This is a genomic window from Anaerosalibacter massiliensis (assembly GCF_024623155.1).
In the GTDB taxonomy this organism is placed as follows: Bacteria; Bacillota; Clostridia; order Tissierellales; family Sporanaerobacteraceae; genus Anaerosalibacter; species Anaerosalibacter massiliensis.
Genome location: NZ_JANJZL010000012.1, coordinates 1 through 23,798, shown reverse-complemented (window position 1 = coordinate 23,798; position 23,798 = coordinate 1). Strand labels below are relative to the sequence as shown.

19 protein-coding genes are annotated in these 23,798 nt (G+C 29.8%); 2 read left to right on the top strand and 17 right to left on the bottom strand.

Translation table 11 applies throughout. The features are described 5' to 3' along the window. Positions 1-5 precede the first annotated feature (5 nt). The 4 genes from NSA23_RS13535 to NSA23_RS13520 all read right to left on the bottom strand — a co-directional run bounded on the left by NSA23_RS13535 (position 6) and on the right by NSA23_RS13520 (position 4,238). Entirely contained in the window at positions 6-482 is a 477-nt protein-coding gene (locus tag NSA23_RS13535) for a PTS sugar transporter subunit IIA (RefSeq protein ID WP_222704724.1), read from the bottom strand. Next, entirely contained in the window at positions 469-2,253 is a 1,785-nt protein-coding gene (locus NSA23_RS13530; RefSeq protein ID WP_476726960.1) for a BglG family transcription antiterminator, read from the bottom strand. Before NSA23_RS13530 ends, NSA23_RS13535 begins: the two co-directional genes overlap by 14 nt. Positions 2,254-2,497: 244 nt before the next feature. Beyond that, entirely contained in the window at positions 2,498-2,659 is a 162-nt protein-coding gene (locus NSA23_RS13525) for a hypothetical protein (protein ID WP_257490614.1), read from the bottom strand. Positions 2,660-3,077: 418 nt separating this feature from the next. After that, a complete protein-coding gene (locus NSA23_RS13520) occupies positions 3,078-4,238 on the bottom strand; it encodes a CD0519/CD1768 family membrane protein (RefSeq protein ID WP_042679623.1) in 1,161 nt (386 codons plus the stop codon). A gap of 375 nt (positions 4,239-4,613) precedes the next feature. Between NSA23_RS13520 and NSA23_RS13515 the strand changes: the two genes are divergently transcribed. After that, positions 4,614-4,847 carry a hypothetical protein gene (locus tag NSA23_RS13515; protein WP_147524967.1) on the top strand — a complete coding sequence of 78 codons (234 nt, stop codon included), beginning with the start codon at positions 4,614-4,616 and terminating at the stop codon, positions 4,845-4,847. A gap of 445 nt (positions 4,848-5,292) precedes the next feature. Here NSA23_RS13515 and NSA23_RS13510 read toward each other — a convergent pair whose 3' ends face one another. After that, positions 5,293-6,462 (bottom strand): flagellin N-terminal helical domain-containing protein, encoded by a 1,170-nt coding sequence (locus NSA23_RS13510; protein WP_042679619.1) that lies wholly within the window; start codon positions 6,460-6,462, stop codon positions 5,293-5,295. 408 nt (positions 6,463-6,870) lie between these two features. Here NSA23_RS13510 and NSA23_RS13505 point away from each other — a divergent pair, with 408 nt between their 5' ends. After that, positions 6,871-8,514, top strand: a complete 1,644-nt coding sequence (locus NSA23_RS13505; RefSeq protein WP_042679617.1) for a helix-turn-helix domain-containing protein — start codon at positions 6,871-6,873, stop codon at positions 8,512-8,514. Here NSA23_RS13505 and NSA23_RS13500 read toward each other — a convergent pair. The 12 genes from NSA23_RS13500 to NSA23_RS13445 form a co-directional block, all read right to left on the bottom strand. Then, the gene (locus NSA23_RS13500) at positions 8,506-9,177 is read right to left on the bottom strand and encodes an AroM family protein (protein WP_042679615.1); all 672 of its coding nucleotides are present in this window, start codon (positions 9,175-9,177) and stop codon (positions 8,506-8,508) included. The genes NSA23_RS13505 and NSA23_RS13500 overlap by 9 nt on opposite strands. Positions 9,178-9,186: 9 nt before the next feature. Continuing rightward, the gene (locus NSA23_RS13495; RefSeq protein ID WP_042679613.1) at positions 9,187-10,326 is read right to left on the bottom strand and encodes an amidohydrolase family protein; all 1,140 of its coding nucleotides are present in this window, start codon (positions 10,324-10,326) and stop codon (positions 9,187-9,189) included. A 16-nt stretch (positions 10,327-10,342) separates the two neighbouring features. Beyond that, positions 10,343-11,488: an amidohydrolase gene (locus NSA23_RS13490; protein WP_042679611.1), complete on the bottom strand. Its 1,146-nt coding sequence runs from the start codon at positions 11,486-11,488 to the stop codon at positions 10,343-10,345. Positions 11,489-11,514: 26 nt separating this feature from the next. After that, a complete protein-coding gene (locus NSA23_RS13485) occupies positions 11,515-12,759 on the bottom strand; it encodes a M20 family metallopeptidase (protein ID WP_042679608.1) in 1,245 nt (414 codons plus the stop codon). A 19-nt stretch (positions 12,760-12,778) separates the two neighbouring features. After that, entirely contained in the window at positions 12,779-13,747 is a 969-nt protein-coding gene (locus NSA23_RS13480) for an ABC transporter ATP-binding protein (protein WP_042679606.1), read from the bottom strand. Next, positions 13,740-14,753 carry an ABC transporter ATP-binding protein gene (locus NSA23_RS13475; protein ID WP_042679604.1) on the bottom strand — a complete coding sequence of 338 codons (1,014 nt, stop codon included), beginning with the start codon at positions 14,751-14,753 and terminating at the stop codon, positions 13,740-13,742. The genes NSA23_RS13480 and NSA23_RS13475 overlap by 8 nt, the downstream gene beginning before the upstream one ends. A 31-nt stretch (positions 14,754-14,784) precedes the next feature. After that, positions 14,785-15,702 carry an ABC transporter permease gene (locus NSA23_RS13470; RefSeq protein WP_222704723.1) on the bottom strand — a complete coding sequence of 306 codons (918 nt, stop codon included), beginning with the start codon at positions 15,700-15,702 and terminating at the stop codon, positions 14,785-14,787. Beyond that, on the bottom strand, positions 15,702-16,667 hold the full coding sequence (locus NSA23_RS13465) for an ABC transporter permease (protein WP_042679602.1): 966 nt from the start codon (positions 16,665-16,667) through the stop codon (positions 15,702-15,704). Before NSA23_RS13465 ends, NSA23_RS13470 begins: the two co-directional genes overlap by 1 nt. A gap of 72 nt (positions 16,668-16,739) precedes the next feature. Further along, complete coding sequence (locus NSA23_RS13460) at positions 16,740-18,332, bottom strand: ABC transporter substrate-binding protein (protein ID WP_257490613.1); 1,593 nt, start codon at positions 18,330-18,332, stop codon at positions 16,740-16,742. A gap of 51 nt (positions 18,333-18,383) precedes the next feature. Next, positions 18,384-19,319 (bottom strand): DUF1177 domain-containing protein, encoded by a 936-nt coding sequence (locus NSA23_RS13455; RefSeq protein ID WP_042679598.1) that lies wholly within the window; start codon positions 19,317-19,319, stop codon positions 18,384-18,386. Between the two features lie 811 nt (positions 19,320-20,130). After that, positions 20,131-21,330, bottom strand: coding sequence for an FprA family A-type flavoprotein (locus NSA23_RS13450; protein ID WP_042679597.1), 1,200 nt, complete (start codon positions 21,328-21,330; stop codon positions 20,131-20,133). A gap of 56 nt (positions 21,331-21,386) precedes the next feature. Continuing rightward, the gene (locus NSA23_RS13445; RefSeq protein WP_257490612.1) at positions 21,387-23,288 is read right to left on the bottom strand and encodes an acyl-CoA dehydrogenase family protein; all 1,902 of its coding nucleotides are present in this window, start codon (positions 23,286-23,288) and stop codon (positions 21,387-21,389) included. Between the last annotated feature and the right edge of the window lie 510 nt (positions 23,289-23,798).

Below are 23,798 nucleotides of genomic sequence, written 5' to 3'. Positions count from 1 at the left end.
ACCTCCTATTGATTATCAGCATAACTATAAATAAGTTTAATTAATTCTTCCTTTGTATTGACCTCCAATAAATCTTTAACTAAATTCACATCTCCTAATGAATAAACAATATTTTTTAGTATCTCTAATTCTTTTTCCCTCTCAGTACTTTCAGGAATAGCAAGCATAATAACCAATTTTACTAAATTTTCATTTTCATCCCATACAAAAGCATTATTTGTCCTAATAATAGCTATTTGAGGCCAAGCTACACAATTAGAAAAGCTATGGGGAATAGCTAAATAATCTCCAGCAAAAGTAAACCCTCTACTTTCTCTTTCATATATGTCCTCTATAAACGTTTTTTTATCTAAAACAGCCCCTGAATCTACTAGAATATCAAATAATTTATCAATAACTTCTTCTTTACAATGTAGTTTACTATTTAAAATAATATTATCTAGACTAAGTATATTTTTGTCTTCCATATTATCTTTCCTCATTTAAACATCCCCCCGCAATCTGCCTTAATACCTCTGATAAATATACATAGTTAGAATACCTTATAGCAAATATATGCTTCCATGAATTATCCTGTTCATATACATATTTTTTAACTGAATCTTGTCCACTATATACAAGGTATACATAGGTATTATTTTTTATATGGATTAAGTTATCTTCAATAAAATACTTCTTAAATTCTTCCATATCTTTGCAGCTATTAATAGTTTCTAATGAGATTGTTTTTACAGGATTATTTGAGGAAAGTTTTCTTTTGTTCTCTAGTATCATTTCTATATAATTTCTTATATTTTCCTTGTCAATTTCATTTAAAAATGCAGATACTATTAAATACGGTTGTTCTATATCTAAATTTACAGTAGAAACTATTAAATCTATTTTATCTAAATCAATACTATCTACTGATTTAGATGCAACAATATTAACTACCTCAATATTATTAAAAGCCTTTTCCAACCTAGCTGCTAATAACTGGCTAGTACCATATCCACTATGACAAATAACCAATATTTTTATTTTCATTGCCTCTACAATTTTTTCGTTTTCAGATATAAAATAAGAAAGAATATAGGATACCTCATGGTCATTTATCTTATTTATTCCAAATTTATTGCAAGCTAAAAAGCAAGCAATCTTCATTATAAAAAACTCTTCTTCAAATTCTCTCAAAAAATCATTTAACAAAGGGTTCTTAATCTGAATATTATATTTTATTCTATTTAGCATAGGCTTAATGTGTAGCAACAATCTATCGTATAAATTAGGCCTTAATCTATAGTTAGTATTTGACATTTGTGATACAATATCTATTAAATATTCTGTAAAATGAGCTGGTGGCAAATCAAATTCCTTAATATTCTTTTCATTATTATCATCCTTATTGTCATGGCTTAGCCCTATTGATATTAAGTGTTTATATATGTATACTATTTCTTGCTTGTCAATCTCAATATTAAATTTCTTTTCTATTTCCTTTATTAGATAAACAGCACTACTATACAATTCTTCATCCACTACCAATACAGATTCATTTAAATCTAAAATATCATCAATATAATTCCCATTAATAATCCTATTTGTCATAATTACTAAATGGGTTAGCAGATTTGTATAATAAGGTTCATATATTACCAGTTTCAATTTATTTTCTAATTCATTCAATAATTCTTCAAAAAAGAAAACAGATTCCTTGTTTAGTATAGTATTGATTTCATCAATATTAAGTTCTTTATGGCGAATGTTCTGATACTCAACAATATAATCAGGATTAGTCTTTCCATATTCTTGAACTATAGAAACCAAAGCTTTTCTAATATTTATTTCACTACCAACTATTCTTGTTCCCTTTAATGTTTTTGATAGACTTAAATTGTATATATCTAATATCTTTTGGATTTCATCTAAGTCATTATTAATAGAGGTTCTACTCACCATATGTTCGTCTGAAAGTTTTTGAATTGTAGTATATTCACTAGTAGGGATAAGTAAGTTCAATAAAATCTGTATTCTTCTATATTCTAAATCATTGTCTTTGTTAGAAACTTTAATATTGTTTAGTACATTATTCAATTCATCTAATTGAGACGGAGTATAGTATATCCTTATGCCTATTCCTTGTTTCCTATCTATCTTAGCACCAATAGGATTAATAATTTTTTCAATTTCATCAATATCATTTAATACCGTTTTCCTTGATATGTTTAATATGTCAGAAAAATACTTCATAGGCATATATTTCTTCTGAATTATTAACTTTTTAATAAATCACATTGTCTTTTATTCATAGTTATACGAACCCTTTCTAATAAAATTATACATAAGTAAAATTTCTAAATCTATTACATATTACTTCACTAATGATAAGTAAGTTATGTACAGAAAATATATATCCCTATATTATAGTAAAATAAAATATCCTACAAGTTTTATAAAAATGTATTAAAATAAAGTTATTAACCCTAGTCACTATAATTTATAGCAACTAGGGTTCTATTTATTTTTTATTATCTTTTTGATCTTGCCTATCTTTATTATTTAATTTTCTATTGTTTTTCATATCTTCATTATCTATTATGCCATGTTCGCCAGCAATTTCATAATTCATTTGTTTGAAAAAATTCTTATTATTTTTTTTATCCTTTTTCTTTTCTTTCAATATCATCACCTCATATGTATTTTCCACTTAATATATTTAAACATACAAGGCAATTTTTAGCAGTAGTACTGCCTAAAATCCAAAATGAAATCCTATAAGATTCCTGAATTTATTCTAATGTCTTATCTAATGGTTCTTTAAATTCTTCTAATAATTTAGTCTTGACTGCATTTCTAGCTAGTTCATTTAGTATTTCCTTATTATTTATAGCTTCTAATTGTTCCTTTATATCCTTCTCTATATGTTTATTATATGATAAACATATATTCCAACAATTTTATAAATATAATTTACAATAGCTTAATACTATTTAACATTGTTTTCGTATGCTCTTTCTAACTCCCATGCTAAAATTCAACCTAGTATTACTTCCTGTTTGTAATATTAAAATATAACTAATAATATTCAAAACATATTATTATATAATAGAATATATAAGATAGATGAAATGGGCAACTATACCTGCACATAATCCTCCTATAGTATGACTAATAATGGCCTTAGTTGTTAATTCCCTCATATCTAATGCATCCATCATTGCTACATGAGTACTTAAATATCCGCTCCAACACATTCCTATAGCTGTAAATACTGCTATTTCATTTTTACCAATAAGACCCTCTGCTAAAAATTTTGTTACAAGCCCTAGAGCTGCCCCTACAGAACCTAAAGAAGTAACTGGAAATGCTATTGATTCAGGATTTTTAAACCCAAAAAGCGGATATAATATAAACTTTAACTTTTCTCCTATCCAAGGAAGTACTCTTATACCTTCATAAGCTGAACCTGTATACATTCCACTTGCAGATGGACCATTAGTAAACATCATTACAAATGTACAAATAATCACAACTCCTGGAATAACAGATAATCCTAAATCAACTCCTACCTTTCCTCCATCAAGTATTGCTTCAAGGAACCTTTGTAATGTAGTTCCTGATCTTATTTCCCTACATTTCGTTATATCATAAGAACTATCTTCACCAAAAAACACATATTCTTCTGTACCGTAAATCTCCTTGGTATAGTTTAGCATCAATCTTACACTTACTATACTTCCTATAAAAGCACCTATATTTCCTATTACAACTGGAGCTAAAAAATTCTCACCATTTTTAGCTTGGGCCATCATAAAAGTTGATACTATAAGTCCCATTCCAAAAGATGTACCTAAGTTTGTAATAGCAGGAAGCTGATACTTCTTAAAATACTTCTTGAAATCCTTTTCATGTGCTAAAGAAATAATTGCTGGATTATCAGAAAGATAAGTCGTCAATATTCCAAGACTTGCTACTCCAGGAAGATTGAACAAAGGTTTTATAATAGGACTTAATATATTATTAATAATAGCAACAATTCCAAACTCAGATAATATAGATGAAAAAGCACTAGAAAGCACAGCAACTCCCATAATAAAAAAAGCTGTATTTAGAATTAAATCATGAGCAGTGGCCATCATTGTTTTAAACATATTAGCTGCTCCCATAACATGGATAAATAATCCAAAAAAAATAAAAATACCAAATAACCAAAAGAAAGATTCTTTATTTATAGATTTCACTATAGCCTTCTCTTTCAACTATTTTCCCCCTCCTACATTAAAATGTATTAAGCCTATTTTAAATTTACAATCTATATAATTGCTAAACTTCCTTATTATGTACAGTTAAAACTTAATAAATTTAATCACTCCTTTTAATAAAATTTTGACTTATTAAGTTTAAATAGTAATTAATATAAAGATAATATCTACATTAATTTTAATATGAAAGTATTTGAAATCATATATACAATAACATACTTTCTTAAGAAAGTATCAAAATTTTGCATAAATTTGTGCTTAAATTTTTGTAATAATCAAATATCTAATTTTAAAAGTTACATGAAAATATATAAGCACGCTAGATATATATAATACAATATGATATAATATGCAAAACATATGTTTGTATATATGGAAGGTGGTAACATCTCAAAATATAATTTAAATGAAAAAAAACAAATCATGAAAAATGAATATCCTAATTCTGATAATAATAAATTAGCTAAAAAATTAGGATATACAGAATCAACTCTGAGAACTAAGGCTTCAAAACTTGGGCTTAAAAAAAGTGAAGAATATATGAATAAAATATATAAAAAAATGCAAACAGGGAAAAAAGATAAGCAAAAAGAAGGTAAAATTTAAGCCGAGAAATTCTCGGCTTAAATTTTGTTTCCTAATTATCTTAATAATTGTAGTACTGTTTGAGGTGCTTGGTTTGCTTGCGGACCATCACATATCTTTCAATATATGCCAGACTATATCTTCAACCATAATATTGTGGCTGTTGGGCACTTTGGAGGACCTCTTCTCCTATAGACTTCATCACCATAGCAAAACCTTAGGTGGTATATCCTAGTCGTTGAACCTTCTCCAACTTTTCAGTACAGGAGCTTGGCTGCTGATTATCCATTGTTTCATCTCTACTATTCTAAACCTTTCACGTTTGCTGTTTCCAACTACGTTGTAGGAAGTAGAGCTTTAGGAAGTTCCAGCAATTCACCCAATTTTCTCTCAAAAATTACTCTTTGAGGGACCCGTAAATAGTTTCCTCATCTTTATGTGGCAAATAAAACGTTCTAATGTCACACTATCTTAAAAGTTGTAATACTCCTTGAGGAAGGCTATTTGCTTGAGCCAACATAGCTGTTGAAGCTTGTTGTAAGATGTTTTGTTTTGTAAATTCCATCATTTCTCTTGCCATGTCTACGTCTCTAATTCTTGATTCTGCTGCTTGTAGATTTTCAGAAGCATTGTCTAAGTTCTTGATAGTATGTTCTAATCTATTTTGCATAGCACCAAGTTTAGATCTTTCAGATGAAACAGTTTCAACTGCTTTATTTATAGTAGTTATTGCTGCATCTGCCGCTTCTTGACTAGAAACGTTAATTCCTACTTTTTTACTAGCTTCTTCGTCTACATCAGCTACATTTACTGTTGTTGCTGCTGGAGCTGCTGTAGCTACAGTATCTTTTGCAAAATCATCTGTTGTGGAAATTGATATTCCAGCTTTTTCAGCTACAGATTCCAATGCAGCCTTTATATCAGCATGAGTTGCAGTACCTTGATTAGCATCATCTTGTGCAAGAGTAATAGTTATCTTACCACTCTCAGCATCAAACTCTGCTGTTGTTTCTTTTATTTCTGCATCTCCTCCTAGAGCTTTATACTCAATTTCTAGGGCATCACCAGTTTTACTTCTAACTTGAAGACCTTCAACATCTTCAACATCTGTTGCATCATATACTACTCCTTGAACATTTAACGCTTCAGCACTCATATTACCAATAGCTAAATCAACGTTTTGTCCTGAATTAGCTCCAACATGGAACTTACCACTAAAATCTCCACCTAATAAGTTTTGAGTATTGAATTCTGTAGTATCAGCTATTCTTGTAAGTTCTGCTGATAATTGATCTATTTCCTTTTGAATTTCACCTCTATCTACTTCAACATTTGTATCATTAGCTGATTGAACTGCTAACTCTCTCATTCTTTGAAGGATTGCATGAGTTTCATCTAATGCACCTTCTGCAGTTTGGATTAATGAAATACCATCTTGAGCATTTTTGGAAGCCATGTTTAATCCTCTGATTTGACCTCTCATTTTTTCTGATATTGCTAGTCCTGCTGCGTCGTCTCCTGCTCTGTTGATTCTAAATCCTGATGATAATTTTTCTAAGGATTTAGCTGTTCCTGTATTGTTGATACCTAATTGTCTGTTGGCATTCATTGCCATCATGTTGTTATTAATTCTCATTTTTCTTCCTCCTTGAAATTTTTATTTTGCGAAACTCCTTTTTCGCATTTAGTTATATATAACAAGCCTATATGGCTTATTAACATGATAAATAATATTTAATTTTTCTATACTATACATATCGGCAAAGATAAATAAAAGTTAATAGTTTTTATGTTTTTATAATTAAAATTTCCTATGCATTATATATATCGTCAACCAATAATAAAAGTTTATAGCTTTTGTAAAATGATATATAAATCAGATTTTGTTAAATTACATATTGATTTTATAATCTTCCTAATGTAAAATAAAAATAATATTTTTTAAATCTTTTGAAAACTCTATATTAGATAAAATCATCTATTTTAAAATTTTCTATTCTTATTCTCATATTGCTAATTATTTAAAAAAGGAGCCGAGCATATAATGAAAATAAAAGAACTTATTAGTATAAAATATTCACCAAAGGAAATTAAGCTTTTAAATAAAAATTTTGATTTGAATAAAGATATAGATCATATAGACATAATTGATGTTCCAGAACATTTATACAAAATAGAAAAAAACTCATTTCTACTAGTTAATAACTACATCTTTGAAAAAAATAATCTTAATATATTTAATACTGTAGAATTATTAAATAAAAAAAATATCTCTGCCTTAGGAATAGTATGTAACCAATCACCTATTGATAATATAGATAATGCACTAAAAGATATTGATATATTAAATAATGATTTAGATTTCCCTATATTTATTTTTTCTACTTCTACAACTTTTAAAAATATAGTTAGTAGAATAATTCCAAAAAATTATGCAAACGAATGTTTTTTTGACCAGTTTAGCTTAAATTTAAATGCTCTAAAAAATAGTAATTACTTTACTATGGACAATATACTAAGTTTATTAAACATTTATATTGATAAGCCCGTAGTTCTTTTTGCAGAAGATTTTCAAATAATAAATTATTCAAAACCTGAACATGATGCTAAAAAACGTAAAATACCAATAGACAAAATATACAGCTTATTAACTAGCAATATAAATAATAAACACAGTTTTACAAATCAAATAGTTTTACATGATAAGGAATATTATATTCTCTATCCTCTAAAAATTCCTCAAAAAAATTTAGGATTTTTATGTTTTATCCTAAAAGAAAAAGAGAAAGAAATGAAAATAATAGATGAGTTAGCTAATGTGATAATTCCTCATATAATAATAAATATACTTACTTATAATAAAGGACAAATGTTCCATGAAAAATCAAAAGAAGAATTTATTCATAACTTATTATATGGCCTTTATCAAGATAAAAATTTTATCAAAGCTCAAGGAGATAAACTCCAATTTCAATATGAACAAAAATTATTTGTATGGATTCTTAAGATTCATCCCTTAAAAAATACTAATAACAATTTTTCAAGTCAAACTACTATTCCTAATAATATAATGAATAAAACATTAAGTATTGCAAAAAGTAGATATCCAGAAGACTATTATATAATTGATAATAAGGGAATAGTCTTTATTCAAACAAAAGATGATACACCTGATTCCACACAAATAGATAATTTTAGTAAGCTAATTCAGCAACTAGAGCTTTATATTCCTGAATATAAATTCTCTATAGGAATAAGCCGTTATTATGAGCCTATAGATAAATTAAAATATGCATATAATGATGCAGTATTCAGCTTAAAAATAGGCTCAGATATTTTTAAAGGGACTAAAAATATTTATCCTTATAATGACCTAATTCTTTACCACCTAATATATAGTCTTACAAATAACCCTATAATAGAAAGAATATATAATATTACTATTAAAAAAATTATAAACTATGATAAAGAAAATAACGCTGACCTTTTAGAGACCCTTAAAGTATTAGTAGATTTTAACTTTAGCATAACAGAATCTGCTGAAACAATGTACATTCATAGGAATACTCTCTATAAAAGAATGGATCGCCTATCCCAAGTAACTGGCTATGACCTAGATAATTCTCAAAATAGATTATTATTACAACTAGGCTTAAAAATTCATGACATATATTCCTTATCAAAATAATTCTTTTAAAATTCGTACTATTAAAGTCCTTGAAAGAATAACTGGTTTTCCACTTCTTTCTTGGACAATTTTTTTCATATCTTTGGAATAACCCATGCAATCTAAGACTATGAAAAGTACATCTTCATCTTTAAACTGATTAGCTATGTTTTCAAGTTTTTCTAATTCTTCTTCATAGGGAGATGCACTTTTAGCCACCACTTCCATTCCTGTTTCTTTCCAAAGTTTAATAGAACTCTCTACTTGTTCTTCATTAGGTACTATTATACCTATTTTCTTTCCCTTAGCTAGTATCTTTACCACCCCATGAGTTATTTCATAGGGCATTATTAATAATCCATTATACTTGTAGTTAGGAAACTTACCTGTACAAAGTAATAGTATTTTATCTATCCCATCTTCTTCTATATAGGTTAGAGTTTCTTGAACTAATTCATGGACCTTCTTCTCAGCCATTTTTATTCCTCTGCCTGATTTCAATCTACTCACTAAAACCCTATCTCCATCTGAAGGATAAAGACTTTCTATAGCCTCCTCTTCACTAAATCTATCTAAAATACCAAATTCAACTATTTGTATTTCACTACCTAATGCATCTTTAATATCAGGTATTGCATCTACTCTAGGAGATTGCCCTATTGTTAATACTGCTAATTTATCCATAGCTATCACCTATCCTTCATAGACAATTTGCCCATTTATTATAGTCAATAAAGTTCTTGTTCTAACTTTTAATGGATCTCCATTAAACACCACAATATCTGCATCTTTTCCCTCACTTATACTTCCAACCTTATCACTTATTCCTAATACTTTTGCTGGATTAATAGTTATAGATTTTAGAGCTTCTCCATAATCCATTCCTTCTTTAACAGCAATTCCTCCATTTATTGTTAATAAGTCTATAGGAACATCAGGATGATTAGTAACTATACAAGTTAATATACCAGACTTTGATAAAGTACAAGGTGTCTTACAGCTTCTATTTACTAGTTCCAAATTAGAATAGTCTGTAAGATAAGGTCCTAATAATACTGGAATATTTCTTTTTCTCAATTCTTCAACGATTAAATATCCTTCTGTACAAGACTGAAGTATAATATTCAAACCAAATTCCTCTCCAATATTTATTGCAGTCAAAATATCCTCTACTTTATCTGCCGAAAATATCACTGGAATTTTCTTTAATAATACTGATTTTAAACTTTCATATTTTACATTGTAATCTTTGTATGAAATATTATTATTTCTCTTAATATATTCAGTCCCTTCTTTAAAAAGATTCCTAATAATATAGGCTATTCCCATTCTAGACATAGGCATTTCTATTTTATTTTGGTTTGAACTTTTAACTTTATCTCCTAAATTTATTTGAAGAGCAGCAAAATTTTTATAATTCATTTCATCTATACTTTTCCCATAAGTTTTAAATACAGAACACTGTCCCCCAATTACTTGTTCAGAGCCAGGACATATTAATGTAGAAGTAATACCATTTTTTACTGCTTCTTCAAAACTTTTATCTAATATATTTATCCCATCTTCAACTCTTAGCTGAGGAGTCATATTATCAGCTTTTTCATTTAAATCATTTCCTGGAAAACCCACTCCATTTTCAATAAGCCCTAAACTACTATGAGCATCAATAAGTCCAGGCATAACTATGCTATTTTTTAAATCTATTGTCTTGGCTTCAACATTAGAAATATTATTGCTTATCTCTTTAATCTTTCCACCTTCTATTAGAATATCTCCATATATAACTCTATTAGAAGTCATAGTAAATATTTTTCCATTTTTTAAAAGAAGCATTTTTTCTCCTACCTTTCTATTTATTAGCCCTATAAACTATTCGTCCATTTATCATAGTTAATAAAGTTTTAGTAGAAATCTCAAGAGGATCTCCATCAAATATTACTAAATCTCCATCTTTGCCAGATTCAATACTTCCAACTCTATTATCTATTCCTAATGCCATTGCAGGATTAATAGTAATTGTTTTTATTGCATCAAAATAATCCATCCCATACTTTACTAATAACCCTACATATATAGGAAGGTACTCACAGTTAGAAAATGGGTGATCTGAAACAACTGATATATTTAAACCATTCCTTATTAATTCAATAGGATTTTCATAAGTAGCATTTTTTACTTCATCCTTTGTTCTAAAAGAAAATAATGGACCTACCATAATAGGAAAATTTACTTCTTTCAATTTATCAATTATTAAATATCCTTCTGTGCAATGGTCAAGTGTAGCTTTTAAACCAAATTCTTTAGCAATATTTATTCCAGTAATAGTATCATCACTTCTGTGACTGTGTATTTTTAAAGGAATTTCTTTTTTCATAACAGGAATTATTGCTTCTAAGTCCATATCATATTCTACTAACTTTCCTTGTTCTTTTTCTTCTAAATATAGCTTTGCTTTCTCAAATTTTTCTCTTAAAAGAGAAGCTGTAGACATTCTACTGCTAGGAGACATTTTTAATTCTGAATAAACATTTTTAGGATTTTCTCCTAAAGCTACCTTCAATGCTGCAGGAAATTTCATAAGTTTTTCTTCTATTGTTTTTCCACAAGATTTTATAATAGCAGCTTGTCCTCCTATTACATTTCCACTTCCAGGACAAATCATAATTGTAGTTATACCTGCCTTGTAGGCAGACTCAAAAGCCCTATCTTGTGGATTTAATCCATCTATAGCTCTTAAAGATGGAGTCATAGGCTGTATGCATTCATTAGCATCATTTCCATTATAGTTTAATGTCCACATTCCTATATGGGAATGACCATCTATAAACCCAGGAAATACTTTATTATTTTTTATATCAATAATCTCTATATTTTCATCTAATATATCTATATTGTTACTAACCTCTTTTATCTTCTCTCCTTCAATTAATATATCTCTATCAATAAATCTGCCATTTTTCACATCAGCAATAGAGCAGTTTTTAAAAAGAATCATATTCTTTCTCCTTTCTTTTAAAATTATTATAATAAATCTACAACTGCCCCCAAATAAACTTTTGCTCCATCAATTAAGTCTTGAATATTTACTGTTTCATTGTAGGAATGAATGCCTTCTGTATTGGCAGCACCATATTGAATAGTTTCTATACCTGCTTCTCTAAAATATCTTGCATCACTAGATGCCCATTGATAAGTAGCAGTAACATTTCTACCTACTACAGATTCTGCATTTTTCTTTACTGATTGAACTAAATTACTTTTTACAGATACATTATTGGGCTCTGAAGTCCATAGAAATTCATAGGTTATATTATCTAGTTTTAAATCATTTAATATTTTTTCCAGTACATTTAGTACATCTATTGAAGAAACCCCTAGAGGTGTTCTAATATCTAAATCTGCCTCTGCATAGTCAGCTACCATATTAACGGTAGTTCCACCTTCTATTTTTCCTATATTAACTGTTACATGATCAATAATATTTTCCACACCTTTTACACCTAAGCATTTCTTAGCTACTTTCTTTGATTCATCAATAACAGATTGTATCTCATCATCGTAATTCCCAGTCAATTTATTTAATTTATATAATTCATTTAAAACCTTTGTTAGTTTCAAAATAGCATTTTGGCCCACATAGGGAGATAAACTACCATGAGCCGAGACCCCTTCAGAATATAATTTTACTAATATTTTCCCCCTTTGTCCTACCTCAATATTATCAATATCTGTAGGTTCAGCAACAATACAATAATCTCCCTTTACATAATCATTTTCCACTAGCCATTTAGTTCCGAAATCTCCTCCAGTTTCTTCATCTGGTACTACAGTCAATATTATTTCACCATTAATATCTATATTTTCATCCTTTAAAACTCCCATAGCAAATAGTACTCCTGCTAAGCCACCTTTCATATCGGAGGTACCTCTACCTAATACTTTCCCATCCCTTACTTCTCCAGAGAAAGGTTCAAAATCCCATTTTGACAAATCTCCTACTGGTACTACATCACTATGTCCGTTAAAAATTAAAGTCTTGCCCTTTTTATTTCCCATTCTAGCTATTATATTTGGCTTATCTTCCATTGGACTTAAAACCTTATAATCTATACCTTTTCTTTTTAGATAATCACATATAAAAAAGGTTATCTCTTCCATATTTCCTGGTGGATTTTCCGAATTAATTGAAATGAGTTTTGAGGTTAAATCTATTAATTCTTCTTTTTTTTCATCAACTTTCTTCCAAAGATTTTGCTTAATATCCATTTTCATCCCTCCTGAAACTTTATTTATATAAATGACACCCAACTTTATGATTAACATCTACATTTATTAAATTAGGATCTACTTCTTCACAAACTTTCATCTTATGAGGACACCTATTATGAAATTTACATCCTGAAGGAGGATTTAATGGACTAGGTATTTCCCCCTTAAGATTAATTCTATCTTTTATTATGTTAGGATCTTCAGTAGGAATAGCTGAAAATAGTGCTTTTGTATAAGGATGAAGAGGATTTTTATATATCTCCTTTACATCACCTATTTCAACTATTTTTCCTAAATACATAATTGCAATATCATCACTTAAATATTTCACTACACTTAAATTATGAGATATAAATAAATAAGTTAAATCAAATTTTTCTTGCAATTGTTTGAAAATATTTAAAACCTGAGCTTGTATGGAAACATCTAACGCAGAAGTTGGTTCATCACAAATTATTAGTTCTGGATCTAAAGTAAGAGCCCTAGCTATATTTATTCTCTGCCTCTGTCCACCACTAAATTCATGGGGATACCTATTCATATAATAATAGCTAAGGCCTACCATTTCTAAAAGTTGTCTAGCCTTATCTTGTCTTTCCCCCTCCTCCCCAATATTATGAATATCTAAAGGTTCTTTAACAGAATATCCAATTTTCTTTTTTGGATCTAATGAAGAATAGGGATCCTGAAATATCATTTGAATATCTTTTCTTAAAGGTTTCATTTCTTTATTATTTAAACTACCTATATCTTTCCCCTTAAACTTTATAACTCCGTCTGTAATATTATTTAAACCTATTATTGTCTTTCCAACAGTAGATTTGCCACAGCCAGATTCCCCTATAAGTCCTAAAGTCTTCCCTTTTTCAATAGTAAAGGATATATCATTCACAGCTTTTAAATAATTAGTTCTCCCAAAAAGCTTCCCATTTGTTACAGGAAAATATTTTTTTAAATTTTCTACTTCTAATATAACTTCACTCATTTTTAATCTGGCCCCCCTTTCCAAGGCTAGTATCTTCTGTCTGGAAATAGCATGCCACAAAATGTTTAGGTTCTACCTCCACTAATTTTGGAGGTGACTTTTTACAAATATCTTTAGCATAAGGACATCTTCCAGCAAAATTGCATCCTTTCCCTGTAGATCTTAAATCAGGAGGATTACCTTCTATAGTATTTAACATCTTATCACTATCACTTTCTAACTTGGGAATTGAATCTAATAATCCCCAAGTATATGGATGCTTTGCATTTTTATAAAGAGTCTTAGTTTCTGTATATTCTACAGTTCTTCCAGCATACATCACCATTACATAATCTGACACTTCCCATATTACACCTAAATCATGAGTAATTATTAAAATAGATGTATTTAACTTTTTTTGTAATTCTTTCATTAAATCCAATATCTGAGCTTGTATAGTTACATCTAAAGCTGTAGTAGGTTCATCAGCAATAAGAAGTTTTGGATCACACACTATAGCCATAGCGATAACAGCTCTTTGTCTCATTCCCCCTGAAAACTCGTGAGGATAACATTTATATCTGGATTTTGCATCTGGTATTCCTACCATTTCTAAAGCATTAATAGCAATTTTCTTTGCATCTTTTTTTGATATATCTCTATGAGCTAAAATAGCTTCAGTAATTTGATATCCTACTGTGAAAACTGGATTAAGAGCTGTCATTGGATCCTGAAATATCATTGCAATATCTTTTCCTCGTATATTTAAAAGTTCTTCTTTATGAATTTTTAATATATCATTTCCTTCAAATATAATTTCTCCACCTTCTACTTTCCCCGGTGGAGAAGGTATAAGTCCCATAATAGTTGAAGCTGTTACACTTTTTCCTGAGCCAGACTCACCTACTATTCCTAAAGTTTTACCTCTATCTATACTAAAACTTACTCCATCTACTGCCTTTACTACTCCAGAAGAAGTATGGAAATAAGTTTTTAAATCCTTTACTTCTAAAAGTTTCTCTTCCATTTTTTCACCACCCGTTATTGAATATTATTAGTTATTGTTTTAATTTTGGATCTAAAGCATCTCTTACTCCGTCACCAAATAAATTGAAACCTAAAACAGTCACTAATATAGCCAGTCCAGAAAATGTTGCTATATGGGGAGCTGTAATTAAATAATCCTTTCCAGATTTCAAAATATTTCCCCAAGATGGAGTTGGTGGTTGTATTCCTAAACCTAGAAAACTAAGAGCAGCCTCACTTATTATTGCTCCCGCAATATTTAAAGTCCCATATACAATAATAGGAGATAAAATATTAGGAAAAATATGATCTATTATTATTTTTTTATTAGATGCCCCTAGGGCTATTAATGCTTGGCAATACTCCTGTTTTTTTACAATAAGAACTTGTCCTCTTACAATACGAGCATAACTTGGTATATTAGCAATACCAATGGCAAGTACAACATTTTGCAATCCACTACCAAATACAGTCATCATTACTATAGCTAATAATATAAAAGGGAAAGCAAACATTCCATCTACAAATCGCATTATAATTGTATCTGTAATTCCTCCTTTATAACCAGAAATTATTCCAAGTATGATTCCCAATATTGCACCTAAAGTGGTTGCACATACTCCAACTATTATAGATATTCTTGAACCATATACTATACGGCTATATAAATCTCTACCATATTCATCAGTTCCAAATATATGACCATTTTCACCAGGTTTTAAACAAGCTTCTTCGGTGTTTACCTTATTAGGGTCATGGGTTGAAAGAAAGGGAGAAAATATAGCAGATATAATAGTTATGGTTATAATTATCATCCCAACAACAGCTGTTTTGTTTCTCAATAATTTCTTAATAAAACTGTTGGCTTTTTCTTCTTTTTTCATAATCTCCAAGTTTAATAAAGTTTCTTCATCTATTTCATCATGTCTTTTCATATCTTCCATCCTCATTACTTACCCCCTTCCTTAGTACCTTCAAATTCTGCTCTAACTTTTGGATTTAATAAAGCATAACTAATATCTACAATTAGATTAATAACTACATATACGAAGGCAACAAAGAGTACTCCTCCTTGTACCAAGGAATAATCTCTTTTTTCAATAGAATCTACAATCAATTTTCCCATTCCTGGCCAGCTAAAAATAGTTTCAGTAAGTATAGCACCAGAAAGTAAAGAAGAAAATTGAATACCTATAATAGTGATAATAGGTGGCAATGCATTTTTAAAAGCATGTTTCCAAATAACTATCTTTTCCCTTAATCCTTTTGCTCTAGCAGTCTTTATATAATCTTCCTTAATAATATCTAGCATACTTGAACGAGTAAATCTTGCAAACACTCCAGCAGATATAATTGCTAGAGATAAACCAGGTAAAATTATATGTTTAAGTCCATCTATAAAGCCTGCCTCCCCTATACCTACTGAAGGTAACCAACCAAGTTTTACACTAAAAATTAATACAAGCATTAGTCCTAGCCAAAATACAGGCATTGAAATACCTATTAAAGCTAAAACCATAGTTATATAGTCAAATTTAGAATACTGTTTTGTAGCAGATATAACTCCTGCTGGAATCCCAATTAATAGACTTAAAAACATGCTAAAAACAGATAACAATAAAGTATTTGGAAATCTTTCACTAATAATATCTATTACAGGTTCATTATAGTAATAGGATTTACCAAGATCTCCTTTTAGTAAACCCTTTAAATAATCTAGCATTTGAGTCCAAATACTATTGTTTAAACCTAATTCTTCCTCTAATTTTTCTACATCTTGAACACTAGCTTGAGGTCCTAGCATTACAGCTGCTGGATTACCAGGTACAACTCTAGTTATGACAAATATTATAAGTACCACTATTAATAATGTAGGGATCAACTGCAATAATCTTTTTAATGTATATTTAAGCAAATTTTTCACCTCTCTTTAAAAGGTCGCAGAGATTTACAAACATAAAATCCATTTGCAAATCTCTGCTGATTCCTATTTTTCTTTATAAACATTAAATTCTGGATGGTTTATAAATATTTGATTATCACCAAACAGTACAAAATCTTTTACCTTCTTGTTCATTCCATAAATTACTTTTTCATTTGAATAATCTAATCTTGGGTATTCTTCTGCAATTATTTTAAGAGCTTCTTGATAAAGTTTTGCTCTTTCTTCTTGATTGCCCGTTTCAGAAACTGCTCTATTTAGTAGTTCATCTACCTTTGCATTTTCAAAACCTTGTCCATTTCCTAATGAACCAATTTGAGCACTATGGAACATTTGATATAAGAAAAAATCTGGATCTGGATACCAAGCCCAAGACATTCCATATAAATCAGCCTTTCCTTTAGATGCAACATCACTAAAAGTTCCCCATTCAGCAGTATTAATTTTTAGGTCTATATTTAAATTTTCTTTTAAATCACTTTGGATAATTGTAGCCATTTTAACTCTCATTGGGTCATCAGTAATATAAATATTAAGTTCAAATCCTCCATTAGGATAGCCAGCTTCAGCTAATAATTTCTTAGCTTTTGCAGGATCATATTTAGGAACTAATTCTTCAATAGATTTATCATATCCCCAAGATCCTGGAGGAAGAGGTAAATATGCTCTTTCTGCTTCATCCCATGAATACAATCCCTTAACTAATGCATCTACATCAATTGCAGAAAGAATAGCTTCTCTAACTTTCTTGTCCTTAGTTGGTCCATTTTTCAAATTCATAGATACAAAAGACACTTTCATACCTGGTTTTTCTCTTATTTCTAATTTCTCATCCTTTTTAATAGCTTCTATACTTTCTCCTTGCAAATCTGTAGCAACATCTATTTCACCAGTTCTAAGAGCATTTGCTCTCATATTGGTATCAGAAATAAACTTAAATACTACTTGATCTAAATTAGGTTTTGAACCCCAATATTTTTCATTTTTTTCTAATATTACGCAATCATCTTTACGCCATTCCTTAAATGCATATGAACCAGTACCAACTAAATGTAATCCAAATTCATCTCCCCAACCTTCTACCTCTTCTTTGGGAACAATTATATTGCCTGAATCTGTTAATACTGTCAAAAATGCAGCATTTGGCTCTTTCAAATATGCAATTATTTCATTATCTGAAACAACTTCTACATGGTCAAGCATTCTAAGTCTACCCATAGCTGATTCTTTTTCTGAACGCTCTAAACTATATTTAACATCTTCAGCAGTCATCTTTCTTCCATCTTGATATTTACCTTTTTGAAAATACACATCATCTCTAAGAGTAAATTTGTATTCTTTTAAATCTTTAGAAATTTCCCACTCTGTAGCTAATCCAGGAATAACTTCTTTAAGCTCTTTATCATAGAACACTAAAGTATCACCAATAGAACGAATAATATTTCCTTCATAAACACCTGTGTACTTTACTGGATCTAAATTTTTAGGTGTAGATGAAAGGGCAATTGTTAAAGTACCCCCTTCTTTATCTCCTCCAGCTTTTTTATCACTTTTGTTCTTCCCACAGCCTGTTAAGGTAAAGGATAATACCATTATTGCTACTAAAATAAATAATAAGCCTTTCTTTCTCCTATTCATTTTTTTCCTCCTTTAATTTGGGATTTTTCAAAGTTAAAATCAATAAATTAATTATTTCGTAGATTTCTTTTGGAATCTTTCATTACTTCCATATAAACTAATTATTTTTTTAAACTCTTCTTCATCATAAAATGCACATCTTCCTTCTCCAAAGTCTTTAGCCACCTCTACTGCAAATCTACCTGTTACCTCAACATCATAAGGACTTGTAGCACCAGTAGCACATCCTGCTACGGAAGTTTCTGTTGTAATAGCTACTCCTACAACTGGTACTTTTGTAGCAGTAGCTGGCTGTAAAATACTATTCAAGTGATATAAATCATTTCCATAAGGAGTAATATCTTGAATAGAAAGAGGAAATACATTAGCCATTTTCCCTGTTGTTCTCTTTATTATAGATAATAAGTCATCACTTACTTTTAAAATATATCCTTCCTTAACTGTAGGAGATATAGCAAATCCTTTATAATTTAAAATTTCATTCCCTTTTGTAGTATCAATAGATAAAATTCCATCCATTTCTTCTACAACTTCTGATTCATTCATAACTTCCATATCTACTGAAGAATCCATAAATGGAACAGGATAATGTTCTTGAGTAGGAGCATCTGGACATATATGAGTAGTTACTATTACATCTCCATTCAAAACATCTCCATTATTATGCATATCAACTAACTTAAGCCCTACAGACAAAGCAGTCAAAGCCCCATCTCCGTCAGATACAAATCCTACAAGCTCAGGTCTCGCTCCTAATCCTCCAAGTCTTCCAATAATGCCTAAAGTAGGAGCATTTCCTCCAGAAAGTTTGCCATTTTTGCCTTCAATGACTATTTTTATAAAATCAGTACTTCCCTTTTCTCCTTCTATAGTTTTTACCTTTACATTTTGGCACCCTCTAGATTTAAAAAATTCTGCAACTTCTTTACCATTTGCATTAGGTTTATCAAGTAATTCGTAAATTTCTAGTACTTGTTTCAATATCATTTTTTGACCTCCTTGCAATAATGTTTTTAGCAAACATCTTAATAATAAATATTTCGAATATTTTGTTTTTATTAAATCTCCATATTTATAACTTTATTCAGTCTTATTCAACAAATATTGTTTCTTTCCCTGTGTATAAACTTCTATATTTTAATGTGGTAAAGTGTGCAAGTGCACACTTTTTTATATTTTTTATTAGAAATTATATCTCTTATCTTTAACTCAAACTTAATCTAACCCATCAAAGGTAACTCGGGTTAATAAGTGACTAGAAGTAAAAAATATAGTAAATGATTTGGCAGAAAAAGATATTAAATATGAATATGAAATTGTATAATTATATGTTATTTTTAAATTATAAAATCAATAAATAATTTTAGAGGAGGGATTTTGAGGAGCAAAACAAAACCCTTTTTTTAATAAAGCAGTTGCCTTAGCAGATTTTTTAAGGGTTTAGGTAGATGATTTAATATTAAGGGTATAGAAAATTTACTCTTTTTTAGTTGAAAACAAATATTGTAAGATTATTTCCTCTTGTAAATAACAATAAATATTATCTTTAGATAACTGATAAATAAACATATCCTATTAGAGTTTTACTGCTTTTTCAGACTTAAAATAAACTTTGTGGATAAGCTTATTGTTCATTATATATTTATCCACAAAGTTAATCTTATATCCACAATATTGAGAAAATTAAACCATTAGAAATGCTTTCTCCTTCCTTTTTGCAATTAAATATTTTAGTATCAAAAAACCGACTCATGTATAAAATCCATGAGTCGGTTCCTAATTTATATTCTTTCTAAAATTATTTCATTGAGTCTATAATACTATCAGCAAGATCGTCCATTGAGTCTGCATCCTCTTCAGTTATAGCAGAACTTATCGACATTTCTTCATCTAAAATAGTCATTTCTTTCATTTCATCTAAAAGTTCTCTCATCAATTTACCAGATTGAGGAGCCCATGAACCATTTTCAATAATAGCAACAGTACGTTTTTGTAGATTTAATGATTTCATGTCCATAAGATAATTAAGCATTGGTGGGTAAATATTTAAATTATAAGTTACTCCAGCAAGAACTATATGGCTGTATTTAAATGTTTCAGAAATCAAATAGGAAACATGAGTATTTGAAACATCATACATAACTACATTTGTCATTCCTTTTTCAACCAATCTTCTTGCTAAATCTTCACTAGCAGCCTCTGTATTGCCATACATTGATGCATATACAATCATTACACCTTTTTCCTCTGGTTCATATCTACTCCATTTATCATATTTATCAATAAAATATTCTAAATCAGTGCGCCATACTGGTCCATGTAGTGGACATATCATCTTAATATCAAGATCACTAGCTTTCTTTAGCAAAGATTGAACATGAGGACCATATTTACCTACAATATTAGTATAATATCTTCTTGCCTCATCTAACCAATCACGATCAAAATCCATTTCATCATTAAATAACTTACCATCTAAAGCACCGAAAGTACCAAAAGCATCAGCAGAAAATAGTACACCATTAGTAGTATCATATGTTACCATAACTTCTGGCCAATGTACCATTGGAGCAGATACAAATACAACTTCATGTTTCCCAAAGGACATAGTGTCTCCTTCTTTGACTTCTATTACCCTGTCACCAACATGGAAACCAAATTGATTCATAAACATAAAGGCTTTATCAGTGCATATGATCTTTACATCTGGATAGCGAAGAATAACCTCCTCAATACAAGCTGCATGATCTGGCTCCATATGGTTAATTACCATATAATCTAAAGGTCTATCACCTAAAACCCCTTTAATATTATCAAGAAATTGACGACAGATTGACCAATCTACAGTATCAAATAATACAGTCTTCTTATCTAAAAGTAAGTAAGAATTGTATGAAACACCTTTTGGGATGGGATGTATGTTTTCAAATAGTTCAAGACGGCGATCATTTCCTCCAACCCAATAAAGATCCTCAGTTATTTCCCTAACACAATACATATACTAATCCTCCTTTTACGTTAAAAATATATTTTTTTATATATTTATTATAAAGATTAAGCTTCTATAAACATATCTTTTTCTTCACCACAAGCTGGACAAGTCCATTCTTCAGGTATATCATTAAATAATGTGCCTGGACGTACTTCACCTTCAGGATCACCTACACCTGGATCGTATTCATAACCACATCCATTACATACATGATGTTTCCAGTTTGGAACAACTTTCTTTGGAACAGCCCTCTTCATCTTCTTCATAGGTGGTGCCTCCTTCTTAGGTTCTCCATTATCTAAAGCAGCAGTTAATAATGGCAATATTTCTTTCAAATCTCCTACAATACCATAATCTGCATTCTTGAAAATTTTTGCATTAGGATCATTATTTATTGCAACAATTGTAGTAGCATTCTTTATACCCTTCAAATGCTGTCCTGCCCCTGAAATACCACAGGCAATATAAAGATTTCCATTAAACTTTTGACCTGACATACCAACATAACGATTCAATGGTAAATACTTAAGATTTTCAGCTACTGGACGAGAAGAACCTATAGCTGCACCAGCTTGAACTGCTAAATCTTCTATAAGCTTCATATTCTCTTTTTCTCCTATACCTAGACCTGCACTGACTACCCTTTCAGCCTTGCTAATAGGAGTATCAAGAGGAATTCCAACTGTGAAATCATATCCCTCTTTCTTCAATTCTTCTACAAGAGCATCAACTTGTTCCTTAGGAGTTCCTTCTTTGAAAATCTTCTTCTTACGATAACCTGTAGCAGGTCCACCTTGAGAAACTTTAGCTTCAGTTTTTGGCATCTTACCAATAATATGAGAAGCAATAACAATACGTTGAATTTCATTAGTTCCTTCATATATTGTACAAATTTTAGCATCTCTATAAGCACGTTCAACTTCCATACCTTTCAAATAACCACTTCCACCAAATATTTGAAGGGCATCATTGACAATCTCAAGAGTAACATCAGAAACATATTGTTTTGCCATAGCTGCTTCCATATTATAAGGCTCATTGTTTTCCTTTAGTTCTGCTGCACTATAAACAAGGAATCTAGATGCTCTAAGCTTTGTCGCCATATCAGCTAATTTAAAAGATATAGCCTGATTATGAGCAATAGGCTTGCCAAATTGAACTCTTTCTTTTGCATACTCTAATGCATTTTCATAAGCACCTTGTGCAATACCAAGGGCCTGGGCTGCAATACCAATACGCCCACCATCTAATGTAGACATAGCAATTTTGAAACCTTCGCCTTCTTTACCTAATAGATTTTTCTTTGGAACTTTTACATTGTTGAAAATCAGCTCTGCAGTAGCAGAAGAACGAATACCCATTTTATCGTAATGTTCACCAAAGGTGAAACCTTCCCAATCTTTCTCTACAATAAATGCACTTATACCACGAGTGCCTATTCCTGGTGTAGTAACTGCAAATACAATATAAATATCAGCTTCACCTGCATTAGTAATAAAGATCTTTTCACCATTTAAAATATAATGATCCCCTTCTAAAACAGCAGTAGTTTCTGTACCCCCAGCATCACTACCAGCATTTTCTTCAGTTAAGCCAAAGGCACCTATTTTCTCCCCTTTTGCCAATGGAACTAAATATTTTTGTTTCTGTTCTTCTGTTCCGTAGGCAGCAATTGGATATGCACCTAAAGATGTATGTGCAGAAAGAATAACACCTGTACCACCATCTACTCTAGATAACTCCTCAACAGCAATTGCATAGCTTATTACATCCAAACCAGCTCCACCATACTCTTTTGGATATGGAATTCCCATCATCCCCATTTTACCTAGCTTTTTAATAGCTTCTTTAGGAAATTTATTTTCCTGGTCCAACATAAATGCAATAGGTTTAACTTCTTCTTCAGCAAACTTTCTAATTTTTGTTCTCAATTCTTCATGTTGTACCGTAGTCTTGAAAAACATAAATTTACCTCCTTTTTATGATCAATACATTATCATGAATATGATTCTTAGGAATATATAAAAACGCATTCCTAATCTGCCGCAAGTAGAGTTTCTCAAATAGAACCCATCTAATCCATATATTTCACGGCATTTACTCTATTTAAAATATTTTTTAAATGTTTACCTTTAAGGTATACATTCATTATATCTTTTAGAAGTGAAGATTGCAATATGAATTTGAACTAATCTTCACAAAAGTTTAAATATTTATTCATTAGAACATTTAAACCAAGCTCTATATTATTGTTCATTATATATATACCACCTTCAATTGAGTTTTCCCCAATTTTTTTGAAATTTTATTTAAATAATTTATTAAATCAGTCCAGTATAATAAAAATAGGGGCTGTTTCATAACTGATTTATCAGTTATGAAACGCCTCTTTTTTTATGTTCAAGTTGACAACTGAAGTACCTAAGTTTCCATAAATTTAAATATATTTTTCTTAGTCTAATTTTAGGTATAGC

Bases quoted from the DNA above. Each gene is read 5' to 3' on its own strand.
- NSA23_RS13480 (WP_042679606.1), bottom strand. From the start codon at position 13,747: ATGAGTGAAGTTATATTAGAAGTAGAAAATTTAAAAAAATATTTTCCT.
- NSA23_RS13445 (WP_257490612.1), bottom strand. From the start codon at position 23,288: ATGTTTTTCAAGACTACGGTACAACATGAAGAATTGAGAACAAAAATT.
- NSA23_RS13500 (WP_042679615.1), bottom strand. From the start codon at position 9,177: ATGGATAAATTAGCAGTATTAACAATAGGGCAATCTCCTAGAGTAGAT.
- NSA23_RS13510 (WP_042679619.1), bottom strand. From the start codon at position 6,462: ATGAGAATTAATAACAACATGATGGCAATGAATGCCAACAGACAATTA.
- NSA23_RS13495 (WP_042679613.1), bottom strand. From the start codon at position 10,326: ATGCTTCTTTTAAAAAATGGAAAAATATTTACTATGACTTCTAATAGA.
- NSA23_RS13515 (WP_147524967.1), top strand. From the start codon at position 4,614: ATGGAAGGTGGTAACATCTCAAAATATAATTTAAATGAAAAAAAACAA.
- NSA23_RS13460 (WP_257490613.1), bottom strand. From the start codon at position 18,332: ATGAATAGGAGAAAGAAAGGCTTATTATTTATTTTAGTAGCAATAATG.
- NSA23_RS13470 (WP_222704723.1), bottom strand. From the start codon at position 15,702: ATGAGGATGGAAGATATGAAAAGACATGATGAAATAGATGAAGAAACT.
- NSA23_RS13490 (WP_042679611.1), bottom strand. From the start codon at position 11,488: ATGATTCTTTTTAAAAACTGCTCTATTGCTGATGTGAAAAATGGCAGA.
- NSA23_RS13535 (WP_222704724.1), bottom strand. From the start codon at position 482: ATGAGGAAAGATAATATGGAAGACAAAAATATACTTAGTCTAGATAAT.
- NSA23_RS13450 (WP_042679597.1), bottom strand. From the start codon at position 21,330: ATGTATTGTGTTAGGGAAATAACTGAGGATCTTTATTGGGTTGGAGGA.
- NSA23_RS13505 (WP_042679617.1), top strand. From the start codon at position 6,871: ATGAAAATAAAAGAACTTATTAGTATAAAATATTCACCAAAGGAAATT.
- NSA23_RS13485 (WP_042679608.1), bottom strand. From the start codon at position 12,759: ATGGATATTAAGCAAAATCTTTGGAAGAAAGTTGATGAAAAAAAAGAA.
- NSA23_RS13475 (WP_042679604.1), bottom strand. From the start codon at position 14,753: ATGGAAGAGAAACTTTTAGAAGTAAAGGATTTAAAAACTTATTTCCAT.
- NSA23_RS13455 (WP_042679598.1), bottom strand. From the start codon at position 19,319: ATGATATTGAAACAAGTACTAGAAATTTACGAATTACTTGATAAACCT.